Here is a 26207-nt window from a genome sequence, read left to right as displayed (position 1 = left end):
CTGGTCAACTTATGCTTCTTTTATTTTACAGCTAATTTATGCTTCGAATATAAAAAGTGGATTCATAAGAAAAAATTTAAAAACTAAATTTTAGCTTCATATCACCTTTATAAGGTTCATGTTCAACAAATACAGTAATGTCTTTACCCGCTAGGTCTTTACCAGTTCTTTTATACGTAAATTTCTTATTATTTAGTTCAGTAAGTTCAAGAGCCACACCATATTTATTATTTCCAATTGAAACATGAGCTCTTATTTTATTTTCGTGTACAACATCGAAGTAACCATAATCACCGCGGCTTTGGCCTGTTTCGCTATTGAAGAACTCATATTTATTAGATTTGTCATCAAATTTTGCTAGACTTATAAAATTCGAATTAACCTGTGTTACATCGTTACCAGCTTCATCTAATACCTTTGTTCCGTGCCAAAGGGTACCGCCTAAAATTTTATCTCCATCAACGTTTTTAACAATATTGCCTGTAGTCGTGTTCAGCTGCTTGTCCGGATCAGTGAAAGAAAGTTCTTTTTCTTTATATGGAACATGTTCAACAAAAACTTCTACATCTTTGCCGTTAGCGTCTTTCCCCATTCGTCTATAAGTAAATACATTTTTATTTAGTTTTGTCATGTCAACGACAGCTTGATACTTCATTGATTCTGAAAGTAATATTCTCTTCTTCCCATCATTTGTGACAAAGAAAGTACCTTTATCACCACGACTTGCACCTGTTTTAGCATCAAAAAATTCATATCTTCCTGACTTCGCATCATATTTTGCAAGGCCAATGAAGTTTGCATTTTCTTTCGTTAAGTCATTTTTATCTTTGTCATACACTCTTGTACCTTGCCAATTCGTCTCGCTAAGAATGTTAGCCATTTTTTGCCCTTTCGTTAACTTATTGTCCTTTTTAGTATCTTTCGCAGCTTGTTCTTGTTTCGGTTTACTATGTGTTTCTTCGGCTTTCGTACCAGCACACCCTGTTAGTACTAGTGTGAATCCGAGCAATATAGATGATAGTGCTTTCGTTTTTTTGTGCATGTTTTATCGTCTCCTCATTTTATAAATGTAAGTAGTACGGTTTGTGATTATAGTAATAGTTACTACGATGATTATGTTAATACTTGACTATAAACTCCCTCTAAATAAATCATTAAAAAAAGATAAACTAATTCCTAAAAAATTTTCATATTTATAAAAAAATCGCTAGCTTGCTGTAGTGCCTACGAGTAATTAATAAAATACATTGCAAAGAAGAAGGGAAGCCGCTAACAATTGATAAACTCCTAATAGAGTTAATCAATTGTAGTACAAAATTTTTGAGCTAAACTCTAGGGGAAATGAAGATTTTATAGAAGTCGTTTCAGATAGAAAGGGGATGTCCATGTTTGATTCAACAGATTTTAAAATTATAAAGTTATTACAAGAAAACGCTAGAATGAACTGGAAGGAAATTGGAGAGATAGTACATTTGACTGGTCAGGCTGTTGGGAAACGAATTAATAAATTAGAAGAGGCAGGTGTCATTCAAAAATATACGATAGATATCGACAGGGCTAAGCTGGAAGGATCTATTATGACGTTTGTTACACTATTTCTGCATGCGTCACATTATCATAATCAAATTCAAACCTTTTTTGAAAAAATGGACGTAATTACTGAAATGTATCGTATAAGTGGAGATGGATGCTATATCATGATTCTTCACACAGCTTCGCACCAGCAATTAGAAGAGATTCTTGCACATGTTTTACATTATGGTGATTATCGTATAAATACTGTCATTAAGACGATGGAAAAAAAGAAAGAATAAGATATTTATCCTTTCTTTTTTTCTATGTGGAACTGTAATCCTTTATTTGTTTTTGTTTATAAAACTGCTTGCTGATATAACTTTTGCGTAAATATCACCAAACTCTAATGCACTCATGAACGATTGATGAGCGCTTACTGCGGGGATTAGATTTCCTTGGAATTCTAAATCTTTTGTTGTACAAGCATCTTCAATTACAACACATTGAAATCCTAAATCACTGGCAGCGCGTACTGTTGCATCAATACATACATGAGTCATCATACCGCAAATGACTAGTTGATCTATTTTTTCTGTCTTTAATGTTTCTAATAAATTGGTTCTTAAAAAACCGTTAGGGTGATGTTTTTGTATAACTCTTTCGTTAGCAATCGGTTGTACATCATCATGAATTTGAACACCTACTGTTTCAGGTAAGAAGAAAGTAGCTCCTTCATTGTTCGCAATATGTTGTACATGAATGACTGTTTTATGTCTTTCACGAAATACTTTCAATACTTCCTTGACTTTTTGTACGGCTTTTTCAGGCTGATGTAATTCCATATTGCCGCCGTCAAAGTAATCATTTTGTATGTCTACTAATAGTAACGCTTCGTTCATCGTTAATCCCCCCATGCTTATTTATACAGCACGTTATTTGTACTGTACCGTTATTATATGAATTGCAACTATGCGGAAGTAATAACGTCGTGAAACGATTTTGATGTATATAGTTTCATTGTGAAAAAGTGGGAGGGTAACAATAATTTAAAAGAGGAGTATGAATATTATCTTTTTAATCTACGCATAAATTTATTTAATTCTTTTTTTATAATTAAGTATATAAATACTTTACTCTTTCCAAAACTGTTCTAACAGAATAACGATCATAGTACCTACGAGTAATCCGTTACTTAAAACATATTGTAAGGAAGAAGGAACTCCGCTAAATGCACTTTCTGGAAGAAACATTATTCCCAAACTGATTAATAATGAAATTCCTAATATAGTTAATCGGCGTTGCTTTAATTCTTCACGTAAAATGGATTGAAATGAAATGCCTATTACTTGGACAAATGTAGCTAAAAGTGCAGCATTAGCAATAGGACCTGGTAGCAAGGATATAAAGTTTACAATTGAGGGGATAAAAGAAATTCCTGCTAATATAAGACTTGCTATAAGGAATGACTTTACTTTTCTTTGTCCTGTTAGTTTAATAAATCCTGCTGATGCAGGTAATGGTACAATTCCAATTGTAGAGAACAATGACGAGATCATATGTGATATACCTCCGACCCATACACCACGGTTCAGTGTTCGCCTTTCATTTTCTTTAGATAACGGAGCCACTTGTTTTACAGCCGAAATAGCAGCAATTGTATTTGCAACTAAAAGAAAGGTAAATAAAGTCGCAGTTAGAGTCATTCCAATATCGAATTTAGGTGTGCCCCAAGAAAATAGCTCTGGTAACTTAACTAACGGTGTGTGTGAAGGCATATGAGATGATTTTCCTAATACAGCATACAAAAGCCAACCACATGAAATTCCAAGTAACACAGCGTAACTTTTCATCCATCCTTTCCCTTTAATTGATAAGAAAGTAATAAGGGCAAAAACAAAGAGCGCAATAGTAGCCGTTGTATAATCAGGATGAGTTACAGCTCCTTGTAATCCCATCATTCCTTTTAGTAACACACCACTAAGCTGAAGAGATAATATTAAAAGAAAAGTGCCTGTAACCAGGGGTGTAAATAAACGTAGAATTCGATGAACAAGCCCTGTTATACCAAGGACGAAGAGTAATATACCTGCAATAATTAATCCGCCTTCTAGAAGTTGTAATACATCCTTTGGACTTTGTCCTTGATGCATAGCAACTTGTCCCAATATGACAAATATACTTACCCATGAACCGGCTGGCCCATCCGCTATGGGATAGCGATGCCCAAACCATGCTTGTATAAATGAACTTACTCCTACAACTAAAAAAGTTCGTTGCATTAATGTTGAGATATCTTCCATTGATAAATGGAAGATGCCACCAATAATGATAGGCAATGCAATTGCATTTGCTAATAGAAAAACACACCACTGTAGAATATTAAAGCTCGTATTAAAGTATTTTTTATACATATTATTCTCCTTTACCGAAAAAGAATCTCATAGTAAAAATCCATCCTTTCTATACAGTTAGATTAAAAAGGATGGATTTTGTACCTCTATAAAATCATTTTAATTATATGGATAGATTTTTAATTAATTACCATGTACGGAACGGTAAGAATTTCCCGTTAAGTGTAATCACGATACGAGGATCGCCACCTTTTGGATCTTCTTGTGTATCCACACCTAGGTTGAAGTTAATCGCACTCATTACGCCTTCGCCGGCTTTTTCTAAGATTAACTCTCTAATAGTTGGTGCATATTGTAACATCATTTCATATAAACGATATGCAATTGGGTCAGTAGGAGGCATTTCCATTACTTGGCCGCGAAGTGGAACTACTGTTAATGCTTGAACTACATCTTCATCTAATTCTAATAGTTTACCGATTTTTTCTGCTTCTGGACGTGTCATTGTAGCTTGTCCTAATAACGCTGTTACAACCCAAGTCTCAGAGTTTTCACTTACTTTTGCAATTTCTTCCCATGTTAAACCTTTTGCAATTTTTGCTTCTAAAATTTTTTTTGTAGCTTCTGGTCGATTCATATCTAATACTTGTCTTTTCATATCTAATAACTTCCCTTCGTGTAAGTAATATTAATTATTTTGTTTCACCATGTAATGCTTTATATCCATCTACCACTACATCTAATTTCCCTGTATGTGGATCAATAACTAAACCGTGTACAGGAACATCTTTTGGAATAAGTGGGTGATTTCTTACTAAATCAACATTAGCTTGTGTTGAATCGCAAACATCATTGAATCCGAATAACCATTTTTTAAGGTCAACACCAGCATATTCAATCGCTGATAAAATTTCTGGTGAAGCTACTCCACGATCTAATATTTTTTGAAGTGTTCCTTTTGGATTCGTTTGGCTCGCACCACATCTATGGTGTCCAATAAGGAAGATTTCATCTGCATTTAAATCGTATACTGACGCGACAACACTTTGCATAACACTATCGAAAGCAGAAGCAATTTTACCACCTGCATTTCTGATAACTTTTGCATCACCATCGTGTATATCTAAAGCTTTTGGAAGTAGCTCAATTAAACGAGCATCCATGCAAGAAACAACAACCATACGTTTTTTAGGCATTTTCGTCGCTTCACGAGGAGCATATTCCTTATTTTCTACAAATTGTTCATTGAACGATAGAATTTCTTGTAATAACATATTTGTAACCTCCTTTAAATCTAGATGTATTTTTTTGTTATGTCCTCTATGTTATAAGTGAATATACCTGATAAATAATGTGATGTAAGAGGATAAACTAAGTATAGTGAATTGTATCGATAAGCAGAATAAGTTGGCGAAACACTTTCGGGCTTTCTACTTTCACGGTGAAAGGATTGGTTTATATCATTGATCAAACAGATTTTGAGATACTGAAATTATTAGGAGAAAACTCAAGAATACAATGGAAAGAACTTGGTCAGAAAATACATATGACGGGGCAGGCCGTAGGAAATCGAATTCGGAGATTAGAGGATTTAGGAATTATTGAACAATATACAATCGCAATAAACCGAATCAAATTAGGACAAGTAGTGACTGCATTTGTTACTTTGTTCGTAACAACAGCTAATCACCAAGAGTTTATGAATTTCTTTCAAGGAGAAGAAGGGATTTCTGAAGTACACCGTATAAGTGGTGAGGGGTGTTATTTATTAAAAACACATTTTGCTTCCAATGAAGAATTAGATAACTTTCTAGGACGATTATTAAAGTACGGGAACTATCGTGTTAATCTATCAATAGGAAAGTTGAAATAAGGTTTCTTTTCTTTGGAGGTTATAGTAACTTTATTTTCCGTTTTGTAGAAAACTTATAAGCTAATGATTAACTTAGTGGTATTGTAGACTGAAAATCATAACTTGCCGGAGAGGCGGGGGATGGTTTTTTGTTTGTAGATTTTTAAGTTAGAACTAGAAGTTTTAAGGATATGTTGATGAGGTATGTAATGTTAACTTAATGATTCATCTAATCGCATGTTTACTTAGACGAATCATTAAGTAACAAAAAATCTTGGTATTTTCATGCATTGTTATCTGTGTTTAGTGATAGCTTTTGTTGTTTTTTTAATTTTTCAGGTGTCACGTCATTTCCTAAAGGATCTAATATTTTTAATCCTGTAACAGTGGTGTTGATTTGACCACGAATAATTTGAAGATACTCCCCGCGTAATACTTTACGCTCATGTAATTCTGTTTTTGTTAAACCTGCTTCTTTTTGTTTGTTAGCTAGTTCATTAATTCGATTTAAAACTTCAAGCATTGTTTTCTCCGCCTTTCTTTTTTGCAAGTAGTCGGTAAGGTTGTAGTTTTGCGTCATGATTATAATTGATATCGTCATAGTTTCATTAATAGAGTTTATCGTACTTTCATTCTAAAAGTACGATAAACACGATGATTAAAACTAGCCATTCCAAGAAGTTACTTCATCTACAGTTAATCGAACTGTTGGGAATCCTGGTTCTTTTGCTTTACCTAGTGCAATCATTAAAACGTCAGTTAAGTTTTCTGGAACGTTAAATGCTTTGCGGAATTCTTCAACGTTATAGCCAAGCATTGGAACTGTATCATATCCTCTCGCTTTTGCAGCAAGCATCAATTGCATAGCTAATAAACCACCATCAAGCATTTGCCACTCTCTTTTTCCTTGGTCACTGACAGGTGCATAAAACTTACGAATGCTGTTGTTCAGCCTGTTTTTAACTTCTTTTGTCATGAATCCAGCAGCTACTGCACGCTCATTCACCTTATTGATATGTTCGAATTCATGAGCATTATTTTCGCTTAAAATTACGATCATAGCAGATGCTTCTAACACTTGTGGTTGATTTAAAGCGATTGGATGAAGCTTTTCTTTTAAGTCTTGATCTGTAATTACCATGAAACGCCATGGGTTTAAGTTAGAACTACTTGGTGCTAACATTGCTTCTTCTAAAAGTTCTTTAATTTCTTCATTAGAGATTGTAACTGAAGGATCATAGGAACGAACGGAACGACGCTCACGAATTACATCATAAAAATTTGCAGTACGATTTTCTTTTTTCATTTTTAAATACCTCCACTAAGTTGCTTACATGCATCATTATGGTATAGTACAGGTACTATGAAAAGTACGCACTTTTCCGTGATATAGACACCATCTCGTGACATAGGCACGAGAAAGTGCCTATCAAAATACAGAAGGAGTTCAGTATGAAAAAAGAGTATAACAATAGAATTGAAGTTGTTTTGGATGTGATCGGAGGAAAGTGGAAATCCCACATTTTATATCATTTAACAAGTGGACCAACAAGAACGGGTGAGTTAAAAAGGTTGGTAACTGGTATTACACAAAAGATGCTTACTGAGCAATTGAAAGAGCTTGAAAAGGATGGGCTCGTATCTAGAAAAGTATACAATCAAGTGCCACCGAAAGTGGAATATTCCCTTACAGAACAGGGACAATCATTAAAACAAGGTTTAAAAGTACTTTGTGATTGGGGTAGCGGTTATATTGAGCATAAATATCCTAATGGTGAAGTGATAGTGAAAGAGGACGATCACATATGATTTAACATTTCTGTAAGTATAATTTTGCTATAATAAATATGTACTTATACGAAGGGGAGTTTAATGTGAAAATGAAATCATTTAATATCGATCATTTTATCGCGAGTGTTTTACAGTGGATATTGAATATAGCTCTAATTATATTATCCATTGTTTTATCGATCTTTTTAATTAACGAGACGATTACATTTATTCAATACATATTTTCAACAAAGGAATATACATCGTATAAATTGGTTGAGAGCATCATCGTGTATTTCTTATACTTCGAGTTCATCGCATTGATTATTAAGTATTTTAAGTCGAATTATCATTTCCCGTTACGTTATTTTATTTATATCGGAATTACGGCGTTAATTCGTTTAATTATCGTATCTCATGAGGAGCCGATGGAGACGTTGTTATATGCGGGATCCATTCTTGTTTTAGTCATTGCTTTATACATATCAAATATGAGAGATTTGAGAAAAGAGTAGTAGTGCAGACGTAAGTTTGCACTACTTTTTTATTTGCAATTTTCCACCCTATAATTGGGGGGCTGTAATCAAATGAATAGTGTCAGGACATTCTAATTTATAAGTTACTTTGTTGTCTTCAATATCTTTTGTGATCTTTTGGCATGTATTGTTCGAATATTGAATCTCTTGATTTTCATTATGTTTCTCATTTGTTTTTGTATAGTCAACATCATAATAGACGGAGGTAGATTCCTTTTCTTTTTTTACAGTTAAATCAATAATAACAGGCTCGTTCTTGGTATTAAATTTAGTAATTCTAACGGAATCGTCTTTATTTGAATTATAGTTTTTTACGAAAGCATCTAATTTCTCTATGTTATAAACTTTATCGTTTTTTTCAATAATATCACCACGTTTTTTAGAAGCCTCAAAAGTATATGTCTCTTTTTTATTCTTTTTTTTCTCGTTATTAGTACAACCAATAAGAGTAAAAGTAAATAAGGCTAGCGAGATTACAGATGACGCATATTTTCTATATTGCATTCGCATAGATTCATCTCCTTTTCTTAATTTTTAGAAAAACATTCACAATAATATTTTAGCCTACATGGAGCTAGGATAGGTTAAGGGTAATTTTGTTTTTTATTAACTTACCGTAAATATCTGCATTTTTTTCATTTTTTCGTTAATAAGTTGTAAATTTCGACATTAAATTTTTATATTAGTTTATGATGTTTTTGTAACAAAAAATCTAAAAAGGAGTGATGTGATTCATGTTTAACAAATTTTTTGGGAATCCAAGGGTAAAAAAGATTTGTGGGATTGGGGCATTAGCAACTTTTATAGGTTTTTCGTCTTTAGGGTCAGTTAGTGCAGGTAGTTATGTTGATAAGTATAAACAGTATAATGTTGGATCTAGTGGTGGTTCTTATACAAATAGTGCTGGTTTTTCTGGCGGTGGTGGTAGTGGGAATCTATCAATGATAAGTACTATTAGTAAAGACAAACGTTTAATAGCGATAAAGTTACGCACCAGTATCGAATCTGGTGACCCTTATATACAAAGTTTTTGGGCACAAAGTAAAACGAGTTCTAATGTGCATTATCCTTTAAGTGCTTATAATAAAATGTTACGAAATAATCCAGAACCATTTTGGGGACTTAATTTACCCAATGTAACATCTTCTAACTTGCATATAAATACAGATGCTCGTAGTTCTGGAGCTGGTAATGGAGTTCAATACAGATATGTGCAGATCTTTAAATATTAAATTTATATTATGAAAAGGTGGAGATCTAAATGAAATTTAATAAAAAGTTACTAGCTGTGATTTTATTTGGTGGATTAGCTACTAGTATGTGTTTAGTCAGTGGAATGGAAGATAAAGTACAGGCTAGCGGAGAAAAAGTAGAAGCATATGCTTTAAATACAGATAAGGAATTATATAAGTCGGTATCTAAAGATGTAAAGCTTCCTAAGAAAGTAATCTTTAGAGATGAACAGAAAAATCAAGGTATGTTAAAAGAAATAAATTATGGCATTACTAATTTTATGGACAATAAAGCTGGAGAATATATAGCAACATCTCTGTCTGAGTCTTCAGAGGGAACAAAATTTTATACTCACAGATACGAGAATAACGATGCTTCTCAAAGAATAACTTTTAATGTAATAGGGACTGAAACAAATATTGATACAATGGGTTATGATACGAAAATTGTAAGATTGAGTAATGGTATAGAAGCAACCTATGCAGAAGGTGATGCAGCTCAAGTCCTGGCATTCAATAGTCCAAAAGATAATTTATATTATGCTTTAATAGGTGAAAAAGATGTAGGTAAGTTTACTACTGAAGAGTTGATTGGAATTGCTAACTCGATAGAATAATAAAAAGAAACAAATTAGAGAAAGAATACCCTGGATTGTGGGTGCTTTAAAAAGTCCTATAATTCAGGGTGTTTCTATTTTTATAAGATAGTTTTATTTTTTAACCGTTCAATTAAATTTCTTGTTTGTATTGGTTCATCGCATTAATTATTAAGTATTTTAAATCGAATTATCATTTTCCGTTACGTTATTTTATTTATATCGGAATTACGGCGTTAATTCGTTTAATTATCGTATTTCATGAGGAACCGATGGATCCATTCTTGTTTTAGTCATTGCTTTATACATATCAAATATGAGAGATTTGAGAAAAGAGTAGTAGTGCAGGCGTAGCTTGCACTACTTTTTATGTCTTGACCTTCAAGTTACTTGAAAGTTTACAATGAAAATAGGGCGTTTGAAATTGAAAAAAATTGAGAAATTAAGTGAAGAGGTTTCTTTTACTTGGAGGTTATAGAAATGAGTCAGGAATTAAAGTTACGTCCTTTAGAACGGGAAGATTTAAAGTTTGTACACGAACTTAATAATAATGCACATATTATGTCTTATTGGTTTGAAGAGCCGTATGAAGCTTTTGTAGAACTACAGGATTTATATGATAAACATATCCATGATCAAAGTGAACGCCGTTTTATCCTGGAGAAAGATAATGAGATGGTTGGATTAGTCGAGTTAGTGGAAATCGATTATATTCATCGAAGAACTGAATTCCAAATTATTATTGATCCGAACTATCAAGGACATGGTTATGCAGCGGAAGCGACGCGTTTAGCGATGGATTACGCTTTTTCTGTATTAAATATGCATAAACTTTATTTAGTGGTGGATAAGGAAAATGAAAAAGCAGTACATGTTTATAAAAAGGTTGGATTTATGGTGGAAGGTGAACTTCTCGACGAGTTTTTCGTTGATGGTAACTATCATAATGCGATAAGAATGTGCATGTTCCAGAAGGAATATTTTGAAAGCAAGTAGTTGAATGATTTGGAAGTAATGTTGACGCTTCGTAAAACTGTATGCTAAAATCCCTTTTAAGTATTAAGGAAGGTGCAGAACATGCTTTATATAAAATTTGTAAAACTCATTAGAAAACTTTGCTCCGCACAAATGTATACGGTGAAGCGTTGTACGGAGCTTAATCAAGGGGCATAAATCCCCTATATTCATCGGCTGAATAACTTTTCAAAAAAAGTATAGTTTACCTATGCTTATTTCGTTATGGTTATTCAGCTGATGCATAAAATAGATTAAGGGGCCATAGACAATGCTTTGTCTATGGCCCTTTGTGTATATTATTCCAATGAACTTTTACTGTAAATTGGAGTAGTATGGGAAAACCACGAAGCAGAGGGCTAGTGTCGAATGACGCTATCTCTCTGCTTTTTTTAATTTCAGGAAAAGAGGAATAAAAATGAGTTTACTTAAAGTTGAAAGTTTATCACATAGTTTTATAGATAAAGCATTATACGAAAATGCTTCTTTTGATTTGCATAAAGGAGAACATATGGGGATTGTTGGGCAGAATGGTGCAGGAAAAAGCACATTAATGAAAATATTGATGGGGGAAATTATTTCTGATAAAGGGAGCATTAAGTGGCAACCTAATATTCAAATTGGACATCTTGATCAATATGCAGAAATTGATGGGAGCTATACCATTGCACAATATTTAAAGCGAGCCTTTTATGATTTGTTTGAAATGGAAAAGAGAATGAATACGTTATATGAAGAAAGTGCGATGACTGGAGATGAGAATCAACTATTGAAAGCAGCTGAAATACAAGAGCAGCTTGAGGCTCGTGATTTTTATTCAGTAGACAGCGTAATAAATAAGGTGGCAGCCGGTTTAGGTATTGACGCTATTGGGATGGATTGTGTTATTGGTGAATTAAGCGGAGGACAACGGGCAAAGGTGATTTTAGCAAAGCTTTTATTAGAAGAGCCTAATATTTTATTACTAGATGAACCGACAAACTTTCTTGATAAAGAGCATGTTGAATGGCTTGCTAATTATTTAATGAATTTTGAAGGGGCGTTTATTGTAGTATCACATGATTTTGATTTTCTAGAGAAAGTAACTTCTTGCATATGTGATGTAGAGTTTGGAACGGTGAAGAAGTATTACGGCAAATACTCAGATTTTGTAAGACAAAAGGAGCATTTGCGAAAAGATTATATTCGCCAATATCATGCACAGCAGAAGAAAATTGAAAAAACGGAAGAGTATATTCGTAGAAATATCGCTGGAGTAAATTCAAAAATAGCACAAGGACGCAGAAAGCAGTTGCAACGTATGGAAAGAATTGCACCACCAAGTTTTACTCATAAACCGTCTATTCATTTTCAGGAACTTCCCATTTCAGTTCAGATAGTTCTTGAAGTAAATAACCTTGAAATTGGTTACGATTTTGCTCTCTTACCAAAGTTGAATTTTTCAGTAATGGGTGGGCAAAAACTTGTTATTACAGGATTCAATGGAGTAGGGAAATCTACTTTATTAAAAACAATCGTTGGAAATATTGCTAGTATTTCTGGAGAATTTCATTTTTCAGAGCAAATAAAGATGGGTTACTATGAGCAAGATTTACATTGGCGCAATGATTCTTTAACGCCGCTTCAAATTATTTCGGAACAGTTTCCAAAACTGAATACGAAGGAAATACGTCATCATTTAGCTGCATGTGGTGTGAAGGATACTCATGTTTCACAAGAAATTCGTACGTTGAGTGGTGGTGAACAATCAAAGGTTAAATTATGCGGATTGTTATTATCACCTTGTAATTTCTTAATCTTAGATGAACCGACAAATCATCTAGATGCGGAAGCGAAAGAAGCTTTGCGAAAGGCGTTAATACAATTTAAGGGGAGCGTTATACTCGTATCTCACGAAGCAAGTTTTTATCTTGATTGGACAGATAGTATTTTTAATATAGAGACAGGATTAGTTAAGGGGGTGTGAAACATATGAGTAGAAATGATTGGAAAAAGAAAATTATTATATTTTTGACTGCTCAAACTATTTCGTTGTTCGGTTCCTCTCTCGTGCAATACGCGATTATATGGTATATCACCTTAACCACATCGTCAGGGTTAATGTTGACCATTTCAACCGTTTGTGGTTTCCTACCACAAATTGCGATATCTTTGTTTGCAGGTGTTTGGATTGATCGTTACGATCGTAAAAAGATGATTATGTTATCGGACGGGGTTATAGCAATTGCTACGTTAGTTTTAGCAGTTTTATTTTTAACAGGATATAAAAGTATTTGGCTACTTTTTATAGTACTACTCATTCGTTCAGCTGGGACAGGGATACAAACGCCAGCTGTGAATGCGTTAATTCCACAAATTGTTCCGAAAGATTATCTTATGAAAGTAAATGGGATAAATAGTAGTATTACATCTTTAATTATGTTTCTTTCACCGGCGGCAAGTGCCGCAATTCTTTCTGTTACTAGCATTGAAACGACATTTTTTATTGATGTTATTACGGCTATGATTGGAATTAGTATTATGTTTATTATTCAAGTGGAGAGACATGTGAATGCAGAGAGTAAGCAAAAATCTAATCTACAAGGCATAAAAGAAGGTTTTGCTTATTTAAAAGAAAATGTATTTATTAAAAGGCTACTCGTTTTATTAATTATTGTCATGATTTTAATAAGTCCAGCTGCCTTTTTAACACCTTTAATGGTAACTCGTTCTTTCGGTGCAGAAATGTGGAGACTTACTGCTAGCGAGATGACTTTTAGTGCCGGTGCGGCAGCTGGTGGCGTATTGATTGCGGCGTGGGGTGGTTTCCGTAATCGTATGCATACAACAGCGCTAGCTTGTGCGTTGTATGGACTACTTATGATTGGACTAGGAATTGCACCCATATTTATTGTGTATTTAGTATTTAACTTTTTAATTGGTATAACAATGCCGTGCTTCAATACACCAGTTACTGTGTTATTGCAGGAAAAAGTAGAACCTTCTATGCATGGGCGTATGTTTAGTGTTGTACAAATCGCTAATTCATGCGCGCTTCCTTTAGGAATGATCATATTTGGTCCATTGGCTGATATGTTTAGTGTAGAAATTTTGTTAATTTATGCTGGGATATTCGTGCTATTATGTGCGATTTATGTTGTAGTAAGTAAGAAATTTGAAGTGTAAATATTTATGTTTGAAAAGGTTTGTGAGGCAATTTAAGGTGCTTCGCAAATCTTTTTGTTTCATAATAGTCAATAATTATTTATTGTAAAACGATAAATCGTTATTGACTATTAGTGTTGTTTTGAGTAATATGATGTTAACTAATCAAAAGGGATTATACGAATAGAGGAGAATGTGAAATGAAAAATAAATACGTAGTAGCTATTTCTTTTATGATTTTAGCGATTGTTTCTTTAGCTATACATGCTTCAAACAGTAAGGTAGGAGCGAATGGATTCCTTGAAGAACCTTTCTTTTTCCTAGTACCGATAAGTTATGTATTGTTCTTGAGTGGTATGGGTGTATTATTATTTGGGTTTATTACTTCAAAGCTGAAAAAAAGTAATAGATAAAATGAAGTTTAATTAGTGAGTGATCCATTAATCGGGACAAAACACTCACTATGAAATAGAAACATACTATATGGAAGAAAAATAATAAGTGAGCTGAATCATAATGAATCATTATTTTTATAGTGGTAGACAAGTGGGAGCAGCTATTACGCTGGCAGGAGCGCAAGGGACTATTCATGCTGTGTATCAGGCCATGCAAATGCAGCAGCAACAAGCACAATTAGAGCAAATGATGCAAAGTCAGTATATGCCGTATTCACAGTTTCCAATGCAAATTGTACATTATGATGTGCATCCAGCTGGTTTATTTTCCATTCCATATGGCGGAACATACTTCTTATAAAAGAAAGCGACTGATAAGAGTCGCTTTCTTTTTTATATTCCGCCTAGCTTCATTCCAAGGAATGCGAAGAGGATACCAATTATGTAAGTAGCGCTTAAGTATAGAAGGGAAGTGCTAATGTTTTTACGATTGAGAAGCTGAACAGATTCTAATTTAAATGTTGAAAATGTAGTGAAGGCTCCCATAAATCCAGTGCCTAATAATAACTGCCAGCCTGTAGTGACGCCGTTGCCAATTATATATCCGAGTAAAAACGCCCCTGTTATGTTAATGAGAAATGTAGCAAGTGGAAATGAAGTTTTATTTCTTTTTTTAAACCAATTGCTAATTGCAAATCGTGTAATAGCACCGAAGAAACCTCCAGTTGCTACTAATAAAGCTTCTATCATAAGTGATCACCCTCCGTAAGATGTTTCTTAATTAAGAAGTCACCTAGTGTATAGCCAAGACCAGACATAATGAGACCACCAAGTATGCTGCATGATACATATAAGAAAGCCGTACCCCATTCAGAAAGATTGAGTAATTGCACAGTCTCTACACTGAATGTTGAAAACGTCGTAAAGGAACCGATAAATCCAGTTCCAATGCCTGTGATAACCTCCGAAGGTAAGATGTTTAGCCGAGCAATATACGTAGTTAGCCATGCTAATAAGAAGCAGCCGACTAAGTTAATGAGTAATGTAGCTAATGGAAATGAATGATGCCAAAATTCATGAATAGTAAGACCTAAATAATAACGAGAAAGGGCTCCTAATATACCGGCAATGCCAACGATAATATAAATCAATTTTCTCACCTCTTTAAATAGCTTGCTCAAAAAAATAGACTCCTACCAGTAGTTATACTGATAGGAGTCATTAGCTAAGCAGCGTTTATGGCGAACTCCATCGCCTATGATTATTACATATAGTGTACTAAACATTGCGTTTGATTTCCAGTGAAGAAGTTGGGGTGTTTTGTCTTTTTTTGATGATTTAAGAGCAAGAATCATTACTTATAAACTAAATATAGTGATATAGGGTTTTCGATGTGATAAAATATTTCGTATGTCTGTCATTCAGTTTCAGTTAACTGAAAATAGAGAAAATTAAGTTGTGTGTTTTAGAAAAGGGGCGTTTATTTGAAGAAATTATTAAAAATAGTACTTATATGTATTTTAGTAGGAGCGGGAATTGTAGGTGGATTTTTAGGATATATGACACTTACAAAAGAACAGCCGGCAGATGTTGTAAGTTTGAAGGTGGGAAATAATAAGGAGCGTGTATTAGCGCCTGACAATGAGTTTAAAGTTACAACATTTAATATTGGATATGCTGGATTAGATAAGGATCAAGATTTCTTTATGGATGGCGGAAAGGGATCTGGTTCAAGTAGTAAAGAACAGACAGAAGTGAACTTAAAGAATATGCTTTCGTTTTTACAAAATGAGAATAGTGATTTTGCGTTATTACAAGAAGTCGATATAAAATCAATGCGATCTTTTGATGTAAATGGGCATGAATTTTTGAAAAAAGGATTACCGGATTATGCTTCGTCATTCGGAAAGAACTATGATACAAAATGGGTCCCTGTCCCAATTACAAGTCCAATGGGATATGCGGAGGCTGGATTAAGTACGTTTTCTAAATATAAAGTTCAAACAGCGGAGAGGTTCCAGCTTCCTGGAATGGAGCCTTGGCCAAAGCGTTTGTTTGATTTAGATCGAGCGATTGTTGAGCACAAAATTCCTGTTAATAATGGGAAGTTTGTTAGACTCGTAAATTTACATTTGTCTGCTTATGATGAAGGCGGGAAAATTAGAAAGCAGCAAGTAGAGTTTTTAAAAGAATATATGAACAAGCATTATAAAAATGGTGATTACGTAATTATGGGCGGAGATTGGAATCAATTACTTTCTAACGCTCAGCTAAGTGATCCGAAGTTTGTGAAAGAGCGTCCTGAGTGGTTAGTAGAGTTACCAAAGGACTTTACTGATGGTGGCTTTAAGTGGGCTGTAGATCCGTCTGTTATGACTGTGAGAGATGATGTGAAGAAATATGTGGAGGGTGAAAACTTCGTCACGATTATTGATGGTTTTATCGTTTCACCGAATGTTGAGATTGTAAATGTACAAGGGAAAGATTTAAAGTTTGAGAATAGTGATCATAACCCAGTGAGTGCGGTATTTAAGCTGAAGTAATCGATATGTATAAGGAGAAGGTGGGGCTTCATATATGGAGTGGTTAAAGAGAACTTGTTTTTCTAACCTTGAGAAAGAATCACAGAAAAATCATTTATTGCTGTTTATCACGATTTGTAGTTTCTTTCTTGGAGTAATTGCGATTGGGTATTACGGATATATTTTTACAGAGAGAGCAATAGCGTTTTGGGTTTGTGGTATTTCTGTTGTTGTATTTGGAACGCTTCTTACTTTTATAGAAAGCATGGGAGCGATGTATAAATATATCATGACATTTATGTTGCTTATTATGTCTTTCATTATGGTGCAAGCTTTTAATGAAAGTCCGGCTGTATTTCAAATGGTGTATTTTACATTAGCAGTTTCACTTATTTATTTAAGTGAACGTCTCGTTATAATTCTAGGCGGAGTGGCGGTTGTTATCACATTTATTCTTTGTAGTTATTGGCCGGAGCAATTTTTTGCTTATACAGCGGCATCTGAAGCTGCAAACTTCGCAAGCTTGTTAGCAATCGTAACGATCGCTATGTGGGGCGTAACGAAGATTGGCTCTAATCTGCTAGCTCGCTTAAGTGATGAGAAGCAAGAGGTGATGAGGAAAGCTCAGGAGCTAGAAGAGACTCAAAGACTTATTGAGGAAACTGTTGTGAAACTAGATAGTAATTTCAATCATTTAAGACAAAATATGAATACATCGATGGAGTCGATGAGTGAAATTAATTTCGCTTTTGAAGAAGTGGCAGTTGGCACTCAAGCACAATCAGAGATGATGTATCGTTCGGTAGAAGTATTGAACGATATGGAGGGGAATATTGAACAAATTATTTCTCAAGTAAGAAATGCATCAATTCGTATGGATGAAAGTTTAGAAATTTCAAAGGGCAGTGTACATACTTTACGAAATTTTGAAGCGAATATGAGAAGTTTAAATGATGTTGTTTCACAATCAGGAATTATATTTAGAGATTTAATGATGCAGTCGAAGCAAATTAATGAAATTGTAGATGTAATAACGAATATTTCAAGTCAGACGAGTTTGCTAGCTTTAAATGCAAATATTGAAGCGGCCAGAGCAGGCGAGCATGGAAAGGGATTTGCTATTGTAGCGAATGAAGTATTAAAGCTTGCTGAAGAATCAAATCGTTCTGCGGGGAGAATTCAAGGTATTTTAAAGGAGTTTAGTAATCAAGCAAGTAAGGTGGAAGTACAGGTAGAGAAATCAGAAAGGGTACAAGAAGAATGTAACGAAATGTTAGCAAGTGTTTTAACAAATGTAACGGATTTAGGAAAGTTTATTGATGTAATTAATGATGTAATGAGAGAGATTGTTGACCATCAAGAAAGTTTCCAAGTTAAAACGACGAATATCGTAAAGGATGTTACACATGCTTCTAATGTAATTCAGCAAACTTCTGCGGCTACGGAAGAAGTGTTAGCAAGTGTGGAAGAAGAAAAACATCGAAATGATATATCGGTGAAGACGTTACATACTGTTAGCGAGCAAGTGAAGTTACTAGAAGATATTTTAGAAAAGTAATATCTCTTAAAAAGGGCACACTATGTGTGTTCTTTTTTCATTTAAATGAATACTTGATAGTAATTTAATTGCTTTTCTGCGCGTTTTCTGCCAAGCTTAAGGAGATAAACTGAGACTTTAATTAGTGGGTTATACGCTACTGATTATTAGTTGAACCCCGCAAATAGCGGAATAAAATATTTCAAAGAAAGAATTATATAGGTGACGCATATGATCGAAGTTAAGACTTCTGAACTTAGTGATGGAGAATTTAATAGAGGGGTATTTGCAACTCGTGATATTAAAAAAGGTGAGTTGATTCACTCAGCACCAGTTATCTCTTATCCGAATGAACAGCATGAACACATTGAGAAAACGTTACTTGCTGACTACGCATTTGAGTATGGGGTAAATCATACGGCATTCCTGTTAGGATACGGCATGTTATTTAATCATGCATATAATCCGAATGCAACGTATGATATTGTCTTTGAGAATCATACGTTTAACTTCTTTGCTTACAAAGATATAAAAGCGGGAGAAGAGATTCTAATCAATTATAATGGTGAAGTTGATGACGATGAGCTATTATGGTTTGATAAGGAAAAAGAAGAGAACGAAAAGTAAATTATAATAGGTAATGAAAAAGATGCTTTTACACAGGTAAAAGCATCTTTTTTATTGATGAAAATAAAGTAAAGATTACAAAAAAATACCACTTTATTTTCGTGTGATATAGTAAGATACTGAAGGATAGTGTTTTGAAAAAGTAATATATTTTACAAATTGTTGTCTTTCTGATGACATGTCAAGTTTAGTAGCCCATTTGGGTTGCTTTATTATGCAATATATATTTTAATATGAGTGGCACCTCTTATAAATTAAGAGGTTTATAGGTGTCTCGAATTGATTTTGGGTACACTGTATCCACCACTTTAGGTTCGTTCATGTATGTGGGGATATTATGGGCCCGTATAACGGGATAAAAAGAATATAGAAATAGAGGAATCGTAAAATGAATATGCAAGAGGTTTATGAATATTTAAGTACGGTATTGCCTGAAGGTCATGTGAAACAAGATGAAATGTTAAAGAATCATACGCATATTAAAGTTGGCGGAAAAGCAGATGTGTTCGTTGCGCCTACGAATTATGATGAAATTCAAGAAGTTATTAAATATGCTAACGAATATAATATTCCAGTTACGTTTTTAGGAAATGGATCGAATGTCATTATTAAAGATGGTGGAATTCGCGGGATTATAGTAAGTTTAATTCACATTACAGGTGTGACTGTAACAGGAACAACGATTGTAGCACAGTGTGGTGCAGCAATTATTGATGTATCACGTATTGCGTTAGATCATAATTTAACGGGTCTTGAGTTTGCTTGTGGTATTCCAGGTTCAGTTGGCGGAGCATTATATATGAATGCCGGTGCTTACGGCGGTGAAGTATCGTTTGTATTAACAGAAGCTGTTGTAATGACAGGTGATGGAGAGCTACGTACTTTGACGAAAGAAGCATTTGAATTTGGATATCGTAAGAGTGTATTTGCGAACAATCATTACATTATTCTTGAAGCGCGATTTGAACTTGAAGAAGGTATACGTGAAGAAATTAAAGAAAAAATGGATGATTTAACGTTTAAACGTGAATCAAAACAGCCTCTAGAATACCCTTCATGTGGTAGCGTATTTAAGCGCCCACCAAATAACTTTGCTGGTAAATTGATTCAAGAATCAGGACTACAAGGTAAGCGAATTGGCGGAGTGGAAGTTTCTTTAAAGCACGCTGGATTTATGGTGAATGTGGATAATGGAACAGCACAAGATTACATTGATTTAATCCACTTTGTACAAAAGACCGTTGAAGAGAAATTTGGCGTGAAGTTAGAGCGAGAAGTAAGGATTATTGGAGAAGATAAAGAGTAACGAAATACGTATGAAAATGTGAATTATTTTAAAATAACATTTGGGTATTGTTGACAATTTGTTTTCAATTCAATATAATGGCTAATAATTTAACAAATAATATACGTTGAAAGAGCCCAGTAGCAGTTTGTCACTGTTAATGAGAGAGCTAGGGGTTGCTGGAACCTAGCACAAACAAACTTGCGAATTACACTCTGGAGTATCTTAGGTAATGCTAAGCGGATTGGCAATCGATATTATTGCTAAGAGTGGTATGAGTAGCTATGCTATTTTTACAAACTGGGTGGTAACACGGTGAATAATCGTCCCTATGTCATAGACATAGGGACTTTTTGTTTTCAAAAAAATAGAGGGGATGACAAAAGATGAATATTATTGATGAATTAGAATGGCGCGGCGCCATTAATCAACAGACGGACGAAGAAGGTTTACGTAAGCTAGTAGAAGAGAAAAAGATTTCACTATACTGCGGAGTTGATCCGACTGGTGATAGTATGCATATTGGACATTTGATTCCGTTTATGATGATGAAGAGGTTCCAGTTAGCTGGCCATCATCCGGTTATTTTAATTGGTGGGGCAACAGGAACAATTGGTGATCCGAGCGGACGTCAATCAGAACGTCAACTTCAAACGTTAGAAGTCGTTCAGCATAATGTTGATGCGTTAACAGCGCAAATGAAAAAGCTATTTGATTTTGGCGGAAATAGCGAAGTGAAGATGGTAAATAACTACGACTGGACACATGAAATAAACATTATTGAGTTTTTACGTGATTACGGGAAAAACTTTAGCATTAATAGCATGTTAGCGAAGGACATTGTAGCAAGTCGTTTAGATACAGGAATTTCTTTCACGGAATTTACGTACCAAATTTTGCAAGCGATGGACTTCCATCATTTATACACGAAAGAAGATGTGCAACTGCAAATTGGTGGTAGTGACCAATGGGGAAATATTACGAGTGGTTTAGATTTAATTCGTAAGTTAGAAGGGCACGAAGCGAAAGTATTCGGATTAACGATTCCGTTATTATTGAAATCAGATGGTACGAAGTTTGGTAAATCAGCAGGTGGTGCGGTTTGGCTTGATCCTGAAAAAACGACACCGTTTGAATTTTACCAGTTCTGGGTGAATACAGATGACCGTGATGTAGTGAAATACCTGAAATACTTTACGTTCTTAACGAAAGAGCGCATTGATGAATTGGCAGTGAAGGTAGAAACAGAGCCTCATAAACGTGAAGCACAAAAAGTATTAGCGGAAGAAATGACGAAATTCGTTCATGGAGAAGAAGCATTATTGCAAGCTGTGAAAATTACATCGGCATTATTTAGCGGAGATATTAAATTGTTAACAGCTGATGAAATTGAACAAGGATTTAAAGAGATGCCAACATTCCAGTCTTCAAAAGAGACGAAAAATATTGTAGAGTGGCTAGTTGATTTAGGGATTGAACCATCTAGAAGACAAGCACGTGAAGACATTAATAATGGAGCTATATCTATGAATGGTGAAAAAGTAACGGATGTAGCTACGGATGTTACTGTAGAAAATTCATTTGATGGACGATTTATTATTATTCGTAAAGGGAAGAAGAACTACAGCTTAGTGAAATTAGGAGAATAGTTCTTGTGAAAGAGTGGAAGTAGGTAAGATATCTACTTCCGCTCTTTTCATATACACAATTTCGATATAAAAAAGTCAGTATATTTTGATAATTAAAGAGGATTATATTATTCTTCTGCCGAATAAATAAGTTAGAGAGAATTGCGGATAAAAATAGCCCGAACCATGCAGGGCATGATTCGGGCTTATATTCAGATTAGTAAGCTAAGCTGAATAGACCTTTAATGTGTGATAAGTAACGAACGTTACTTGCTTCTTTCATTAATGATGCTGGTAAACCTTTAAGCGGAGTATTGCTTGCTCCGATTGTAGCAACAGCATCTTTACGTCCTAGACTAGCAAGTGTTCCAGAGTTTATAGGTGCGAACTCTTCGAATGCTTTGCCTTCTAGTGCTGCGTATAAGTTGTATCCAATTAACTCACCCATTTGCCAAGCGATCTGTGCAGTTGGTGGGTATGGACGACCGTCTTCAGCAAAGACAACAGCGCTGTCTCCAGCAATGAATACGTCTTTGTGAGAAGTAGATTGTAGGTATGCATCAACTGTTGCACGGCCACGGTTTACTTCAAGACCTGATTCACCGATTAATGGGTTACCTTGTACGCCACCTGTCCAAACGAATGTGTTAGCAACAAGTTTTTGACCGTCTTTTAAGTCGATTTCATTGCCAGCAACGTTTGTTACAGGAAGACCAGTTAAGAATGTAACGCCGCGTGCTTCTAAGCTAGTAGTTGCACGTTCGATTAAATGGTCTGGTAATACTGGAAGAATTTTTGGACCTGCTTCAACAAGAAGAAGTTTAACTTCTTTTGGATTTACGCCGTGGCTTTTTGCAAGTTTAGGCATAATGTCAGCAAGCTCACCAACTAGCTCAACGCCAGTTAATCCGCCACCACCGATTACGATTGTAGCATCAGCTTCGTTTTTCGTTTTAGCGTATTCACGAATACGGTCTTCAACGTGTTTGTAGATTTTGTTTGCATCAGCAGCAGATTTTAATACCATGCTGTTTTCTTCTAGTCCTGGAATACCGAAGTAAGCAGTTTTACTTCCTAAAGCAACTACAAGTGCATCGTAAGATAAAGTAGTGCCACCAGCTAGTTTGATTTCTTTGCTATCAACTGAGAATGACTCAACTGTTGCGATTTTAAGATCGATATCTTTACCTTTGAAAAGCTTTGTAAGTGGCATTGCAATTGCTTGCTCAGCAACGTTACCAGCTGCAAGGCGGTGTAGTTCAGTGATGATTTGGTGTGTTGGGTATTGGTTAATCACTGTAACTTGTGCTTCTGATTTGCTGTAATATTTACGTACGTTTAAAGCGGCAAGAAGACCGCCATAACCAGCGCCTAAGATGACAATTTGTTTTGACATAGTATGATATCCCCCGTCTTTACTAATTGTTGTTATAAGTTAAATTATTTATTGTTACGTTCTGCACTAATTTGAAGATATGCGTTCACAAAGCGGAACATTTTTTGTGCTTGTGGGTCTTTTAGTAATTTTAATAGACCGAATAGGCCGATAACTTCGTTGCTTTCGTCAGCACGATCTTTCGCTTCGATAGCAGTTGCAGCCATGCCTTTTACTGTATCTTTTACAGGTTCTACAAGCTCTGTGATTGCGCTGACAGTGTCGCTTTTTAATACTTCATCAGTAGCAACAGTTTGAGCGAAGTCATAAGACTTAGTTAAAATGTTAACAAGCTCAGTTAATTTTGGAAGCTGTTCTACTAGTGTTGTTAATGATTCTTGTACCTCAGGTTTTAACAACTGATCAAGTACATCAAGTTGTCCTTGGCTAGCAGAAATTTGTACAGTTTCTTGTTCTGGCTTTGTTTGAGTCATAGTTTCTGGCATCTCCAATTCTCCTTTACGATAGCAATACTCTTATTTTTTATAAGTAAGATAGTAAACGGTTACGAAACTTTATACAAAGTTTCACAAAGCACAATAAAATGCCTTTAAATTTATGACAGCAAGTAAGCTGCAAACATAAATCTAAAACCATAACGTCTTACCTATTATTTATGAACTGTCCGATATATGGCTTGTCCGTATAATGGAAAAGGTCCGTTACCGGAAAGTGTATATAATATATATCCTATATTATATACTATATACACCTATGTTAACATAAAAATGATTCCTAATTATTTGATATTGAGTGTATAATGTAGTACTGACAAGGTATGAAAGCGTATAAAATATTTTGTTTCAGTTAGAAATGTACATATATAATAAGAAAAAAAGGAAAAAATGAACAAATTCATGTTCGTTTTTTCCTTTTTTCTATTATTCACCTTCCGCAATTAGCATCGATGTGTTACCTTCCTTTTCAAGATGGCATTCGCCCCAAGTACAAAGAGAATCAAGAATCGATTCTAAAGACCAACCGTAATCAGTAAGAGAATATTCTACTTTTGGCGGGACTTGGTTATATACTTTTCTTTGAATAACGCCGTCGACTTCTAGTTCACGTAATTGTTGTGTTAACATTTTTTGTGTAATACCAGGCATGGAACGCTTTAGTTCACTCGTTCGCTTTGTACCTTTCGTTAAGTGACAAAGAATAACAACCTTCCATTTGCCGCCGATAACTTCTAAAGTTGCTTCTACAGGAATATTGTATTTCTTCATATATAAAACCCTCCTTTATGAGTAAAGTAAGCTAAATTATACAAATGTTACTTTTTAGTACCTATAGCACTTTAAAGTACGTACTTTTTATCATGTTAAATATGTTTCATAATAGCACATGTAAGAGGCAAATGAGTAGTACGGAACCAAAAAGTACCTATGTTACTTTTTGGTGCCTATCGTACTTTAAAGTGCGTTCTTTCAAAAAGGAATGAAACCATTCATAATAGCATTTGTAGAGATTAAATATATATTTTTAGAAGATAAAAAGGCCTTTTTATCGCACTATTATGATTGGATTTCTTGTAATAAGGAGGAATTCAATTGAGTTCGTATACAGTACCATCTTCGGAAGTTCAGACGAATCGGAGAAGTATGTTTGCTTTATTAGCACTAGCGATTAGTGCATTTGGAATAGGAACGACAGAATTTATTAGTGTCGGTTTATTACCATCTATTTCGGAGGATTTAAATGTTTCGGTTACAACAGCTGGTTTAACAGTTTCCTTATATGCGTTAGGAGCGGCAGTAGGAGCTCCTGTTTTAACAGCGTTAACGGCTAGTATGTCGAGAAAGACATTATTAATGTGGATTATGGTTATTTTCATTATTGGTAATGGTATTGCGGCAGTAGCAACAAGCTTCACTATATTAATTATCGCAAGAATTGTATCTGCATTTGCACATGGTGTGTTTATGTCGATAGGATCTACAATTGCGGCTGCAATCGTACCAGAGAATAAACGTGCTAGCGCCATTGCGATTATGTTTACTGGATTAACAGTTGCGACTATTACAGGTGTGCCAATTGGGACGTTTATCGGTCAACAATTTGGCTGGAGAGCGTCATTTATGGTGATTGTTGTAATTGGAATTATTGCTTTTATCGCAAACAGCATACTCGTCCCATCTAATTTAAAAAATGGTGTACCTGTATCGTTTCGTGATCAATTCAAACTAATTAAAAATGGAAGACTGTTACTTGTTTTCATTATTACTGCACTTGGATACGGCGGTACATTCGTAACATTTACGTATTTATCACCGCTATTACAAGAAGTAACAGGATTTGAAGCAAGTACTGTTACTATCATTTTATTAGTGTATGGGATCGCCATTGCGATAGGGAATATGGTTGGCGGAAAATTATCGAATCATAATCCGATTCGAGCGCTATTTTACATGTTCTTGATTCAAGCGATTATATTATTTGTTTTAACATTTACGGCGCCATTTAAAGTAGCTGGATTAATTACAATTATTTTTATGGGACTATTCGCATTTATGAATGTTCCGGGGCTGCAAGTATATGTAGTTATATTGGCAGAGCGTTTTGTTCCGAGTGCGGTTGATGTTGCTTCAGCAATTAATATTGCCGCATTTAACGGAGGGATCGCTTTAGGTTCTTATATAGGTGGCCTTGTAACAAATTCATTAGGGTTAATCCATACTGCTTGGGTAGGCGGCATTATGGTAGTAGCTGCTGTGATTTTAACAGCATGGAGTATGACATTAGAAAAAAGAGATCAAGTAAAATAAAAG

At 34.7% G+C, this 26207-nt stretch carries 30 protein-coding genes, 1 pseudogene, 1 riboswitch and 1 other annotated feature; of the genes and pseudogenes, 18 read left to right on the top strand and 13 right to left on the bottom strand.

The window, feature by feature from the left end; genetic code table 11:
- Positions 1 to 76 precede the first annotated feature (76 nt).
- A complete protein-coding gene (locus tag KVT31_RS13635; RefSeq protein WP_088098347.1) occupies positions 77 to 1042 on the bottom strand; it encodes a DUF4822 domain-containing protein in 966 nt (321 codons plus the stop codon).
- Positions 1043 to 1379: 337 nt separating this feature from the next.
- Between KVT31_RS13635 and KVT31_RS13630 the strand changes: the two genes are divergently transcribed.
- The gene (locus KVT31_RS13630; protein WP_212667749.1) at positions 1380 to 1814 is read left to right on the top strand and encodes an Lrp/AsnC family transcriptional regulator; all 435 of its coding nucleotides are present in this window, start codon (positions 1380 to 1382) and stop codon (positions 1812 to 1814) included.
- A gap of 42 nt (positions 1815 to 1856) precedes the next feature.
- On the opposite strand, the gene KVT31_RS13625 is transcribed toward KVT31_RS13630, so the two are convergent.
- The 4 genes from KVT31_RS13625 to KVT31_RS13610 all read right to left on the bottom strand — a co-directional run bounded on the left by KVT31_RS13625 (position 1857) and on the right by KVT31_RS13610 (position 5140).
- Positions 1857 to 2414 (bottom strand): cysteine hydrolase family protein, encoded by a 558-nt coding sequence (locus KVT31_RS13625; protein WP_088098345.1) that lies wholly within the window; start codon positions 2412 to 2414, stop codon positions 1857 to 1859.
- A 231-nt stretch (positions 2415 to 2645) separates the two neighbouring features.
- On the bottom strand, positions 2646 to 3926 hold the full coding sequence (locus tag KVT31_RS13620) for a purine/pyrimidine permease (RefSeq protein WP_088098344.1): 1281 nt from the start codon (positions 3924 to 3926) through the stop codon (positions 2646 to 2648).
- A 127-nt stretch (positions 3927 to 4053) separates the two neighbouring features.
- Positions 4054 to 4503 carry a cyanase gene (cynS, locus tag KVT31_RS13615; RefSeq protein WP_088098373.1) on the bottom strand — a complete coding sequence of 150 codons (450 nt, stop codon included), beginning with the start codon at positions 4501 to 4503 and terminating at the stop codon, positions 4054 to 4056.
- A gap of 55 nt (positions 4504 to 4558) precedes the next feature.
- Positions 4559 to 5140, bottom strand: coding sequence for a beta-class carbonic anhydrase (locus KVT31_RS13610; protein WP_088098343.1), 582 nt, complete (start codon positions 5138 to 5140; stop codon positions 4559 to 4561).
- Positions 5141 to 5307: 167 nt separating this feature from the next.
- Here KVT31_RS13610 and KVT31_RS13605 point away from each other — a divergent pair, with 167 nt between their 5' ends.
- On the top strand, positions 5308 to 5739 hold the full coding sequence (locus tag KVT31_RS13605) for an Lrp/AsnC family transcriptional regulator (protein ID WP_002096214.1): 432 nt from the start codon (positions 5308 to 5310) through the stop codon (positions 5737 to 5739).
- Positions 5740 to 6001: 262 nt separating this feature from the next.
- Here the strand turns inward: KVT31_RS13605 and KVT31_RS13600 are convergent, their stop codons facing one another.
- On the bottom strand, positions 6002 to 6241 hold the full coding sequence (locus KVT31_RS13600) for a DUF896 domain-containing protein (RefSeq protein ID WP_088098342.1): 240 nt from the start codon (positions 6239 to 6241) through the stop codon (positions 6002 to 6004).
- Between the two features lie 141 nt (positions 6242 to 6382).
- A complete protein-coding gene (locus KVT31_RS13595; protein ID WP_088098341.1) occupies positions 6383 to 7024 on the bottom strand; it encodes a nitroreductase family protein in 642 nt (213 codons plus the stop codon).
- Between the two features lie 146 nt (positions 7025 to 7170).
- Here KVT31_RS13595 and KVT31_RS13590 point away from each other — a divergent pair, with 146 nt between their 5' ends.
- Positions 7171 to 7527, top strand: coding sequence for a winged helix-turn-helix transcriptional regulator (locus KVT31_RS13590; RefSeq protein WP_088098340.1), 357 nt, complete (start codon positions 7171 to 7173; stop codon positions 7525 to 7527).
- Positions 7528 to 7598: 71 nt separating this feature from the next.
- Positions 7599 to 8003 (top strand): phosphate-starvation-inducible protein PsiE, encoded by a 405-nt coding sequence (psiE, locus tag KVT31_RS13585; RefSeq protein ID WP_078417356.1) that lies wholly within the window; start codon positions 7599 to 7601, stop codon positions 8001 to 8003.
- 48 nt (positions 8004 to 8051) lie between these two features.
- On the opposite strand, the gene KVT31_RS13580 is transcribed toward psiE, so the two are convergent.
- Positions 8052 to 8534, bottom strand: coding sequence for a DUF4362 domain-containing protein (locus tag KVT31_RS13580; protein ID WP_088098339.1), 483 nt, complete (start codon positions 8532 to 8534; stop codon positions 8052 to 8054).
- Between the two features lie 224 nt (positions 8535 to 8758).
- Here KVT31_RS13580 and KVT31_RS13575 point away from each other — a divergent pair, with 224 nt between their 5' ends.
- The 8 genes and pseudogenes from KVT31_RS13575 (at position 8759) to KVT31_RS13540 (ending at position 14766) form a co-directional block, all read left to right on the top strand.
- Positions 8759 to 9256: a hypothetical protein gene (locus tag KVT31_RS13575; protein WP_088098338.1), complete on the top strand. Its 498-nt coding sequence runs from the start codon at positions 8759 to 8761 to the stop codon at positions 9254 to 9256.
- Positions 9257 to 9285: 29 nt separating this feature from the next.
- Positions 9286 to 9873: a DUF4367 domain-containing protein gene (locus KVT31_RS13570; RefSeq protein WP_088098337.1), complete on the top strand. Its 588-nt coding sequence runs from the start codon at positions 9286 to 9288 to the stop codon at positions 9871 to 9873.
- A gap of 134 nt (positions 9874 to 10007) precedes the next feature.
- Positions 10008 to 10192, top strand: a pseudogene (locus KVT31_RS13565) (phosphate-starvation-inducible PsiE family protein); the annotation flags it as partial.
- Between the two features lie 140 nt (positions 10193 to 10332).
- Positions 10333 to 10848: a spermidine N1-acetyltransferase gene (gene speG / locus KVT31_RS13560; RefSeq protein ID WP_016085620.1), complete on the top strand. Its 516-nt coding sequence runs from the start codon at positions 10333 to 10335 to the stop codon at positions 10846 to 10848.
- A gap of 436 nt (positions 10849 to 11284) precedes the next feature.
- Positions 11285 to 12832 carry an ABC-F family ATP-binding cassette domain-containing protein gene (locus tag KVT31_RS13555; protein ID WP_088098336.1) on the top strand — a complete coding sequence of 516 codons (1548 nt, stop codon included), beginning with the start codon at positions 11285 to 11287 and terminating at the stop codon, positions 12830 to 12832.
- 5 nt (positions 12833 to 12837) lie between these two features.
- Positions 12838 to 14031, top strand: coding sequence for an MFS transporter (locus KVT31_RS13550; RefSeq protein ID WP_140392595.1), 1194 nt, complete (start codon positions 12838 to 12840; stop codon positions 14029 to 14031).
- A 179-nt stretch (positions 14032 to 14210) separates the two neighbouring features.
- Complete coding sequence (locus KVT31_RS13545) at positions 14211 to 14423, top strand: DUF3955 domain-containing protein (protein WP_088098334.1); 213 nt, start codon at positions 14211 to 14213, stop codon at positions 14421 to 14423.
- A gap of 100 nt (positions 14424 to 14523) precedes the next feature.
- Positions 14524 to 14766, top strand: coding sequence for a DUF3947 family protein (locus KVT31_RS13540; RefSeq protein ID WP_088098333.1), 243 nt, complete (start codon positions 14524 to 14526; stop codon positions 14764 to 14766).
- A 32-nt stretch (positions 14767 to 14798) separates the two neighbouring features.
- Here KVT31_RS13540 and crcB (KVT31_RS13535) read toward each other — a convergent pair whose 3' ends face one another.
- Positions 14799 to 15155: a fluoride efflux transporter CrcB gene (gene crcB / locus KVT31_RS13535; RefSeq protein ID WP_088098332.1), complete on the bottom strand. Its 357-nt coding sequence runs from the start codon at positions 15153 to 15155 to the stop codon at positions 14799 to 14801.
- Entirely contained in the window at positions 15152 to 15556 is a 405-nt protein-coding gene (gene crcB / locus KVT31_RS13530; protein ID WP_140392599.1) for a fluoride efflux transporter CrcB, read from the bottom strand. Before crcB (KVT31_RS13530) ends, crcB (KVT31_RS13535) begins: the two co-directional genes overlap by 4 nt.
- Before the next feature lie 54 nt (positions 15557 to 15610).
- Positions 15611 to 15670, bottom strand: a riboswitch (Fluoride riboswitch).
- A gap of 219 nt (positions 15671 to 15889) precedes the next feature.
- Here crcB (KVT31_RS13530) and KVT31_RS13525 point away from each other — a divergent pair.
- From KVT31_RS13525 to tyrS, 5 genes are all read left to right on the top strand, one after another.
- Entirely contained in the window at positions 15890 to 16948 is a 1059-nt protein-coding gene (locus KVT31_RS13525) for an endonuclease/exonuclease/phosphatase family protein (protein WP_088098331.1), read from the top strand.
- 34 nt (positions 16949 to 16982) lie between these two features.
- Complete coding sequence (locus KVT31_RS13520; RefSeq protein WP_088098330.1) at positions 16983 to 18485, top strand: DUF4077 domain-containing protein; 1503 nt, start codon at positions 16983 to 16985, stop codon at positions 18483 to 18485.
- A gap of 210 nt (positions 18486 to 18695) precedes the next feature.
- Positions 18696 to 19091, top strand: a complete 396-nt coding sequence (locus KVT31_RS13515; protein ID WP_000573650.1) for an SET domain-containing protein — start codon at positions 18696 to 18698, stop codon at positions 19089 to 19091.
- A gap of 388 nt (positions 19092 to 19479) precedes the next feature.
- Positions 19480 to 20397, top strand: coding sequence for a UDP-N-acetylmuramate dehydrogenase (gene murB, locus KVT31_RS13510; RefSeq protein ID WP_088098329.1), 918 nt, complete (start codon positions 19480 to 19482; stop codon positions 20395 to 20397).
- A 97-nt stretch (positions 20398 to 20494) separates the two neighbouring features.
- Positions 20495 to 20710 (top strand) — a binding site (T-box leader).
- 52 nt (positions 20711 to 20762) lie between these two features.
- On the top strand, positions 20763 to 22025 hold the full coding sequence (gene tyrS, locus KVT31_RS13505) for a tyrosine--tRNA ligase (protein WP_088098328.1): 1263 nt from the start codon (positions 20763 to 20765) through the stop codon (positions 22023 to 22025).
- Between the two features lie 196 nt (positions 22026 to 22221).
- Here tyrS and KVT31_RS13500 read toward each other — a convergent pair whose 3' ends face one another.
- The 3 genes from KVT31_RS13500 to KVT31_RS13490 form a co-directional block, all read right to left on the bottom strand.
- On the bottom strand, positions 22222 to 23400 hold the full coding sequence (locus tag KVT31_RS13500) for an NAD(P)/FAD-dependent oxidoreductase (protein WP_088098327.1): 1179 nt from the start codon (positions 23398 to 23400) through the stop codon (positions 22222 to 22224).
- Between the two features lie 44 nt (positions 23401 to 23444).
- Positions 23445 to 23885 (bottom strand): DUF1641 domain-containing protein, encoded by a 441-nt coding sequence (locus KVT31_RS13495; RefSeq protein WP_001115312.1) that lies wholly within the window; start codon positions 23883 to 23885, stop codon positions 23445 to 23447.
- Positions 23886 to 24320: 435 nt separating this feature from the next.
- Positions 24321 to 24665 carry a winged helix-turn-helix transcriptional regulator gene (locus KVT31_RS13490; RefSeq protein WP_088098326.1) on the bottom strand — a complete coding sequence of 115 codons (345 nt, stop codon included), beginning with the start codon at positions 24663 to 24665 and terminating at the stop codon, positions 24321 to 24323.
- Positions 24666 to 25040: 375 nt separating this feature from the next.
- On the opposite strand from KVT31_RS13490, the gene KVT31_RS13485 reads away from it, so the two are divergent.
- A complete protein-coding gene (locus KVT31_RS13485; protein WP_170930162.1) occupies positions 25041 to 26204 on the top strand; it encodes an MFS transporter in 1164 nt (387 codons plus the stop codon).
- Positions 26205 to 26207 lie beyond the last annotated feature (3 nt).

Origin of the sequence: Bacillus sp. GbtcB14 (assembly GCF_019091205.1) — a bacterium.
Taxonomy (GTDB): Bacteria; Bacillota; Bacilli; order Bacillales; family Bacillaceae_G; genus Bacillus_A; species Bacillus_A cereus_AG.
Note: the sequence above shows the minus strand (reverse complement) of the source record. Positions and strands in the feature narration are given on the sequence as shown.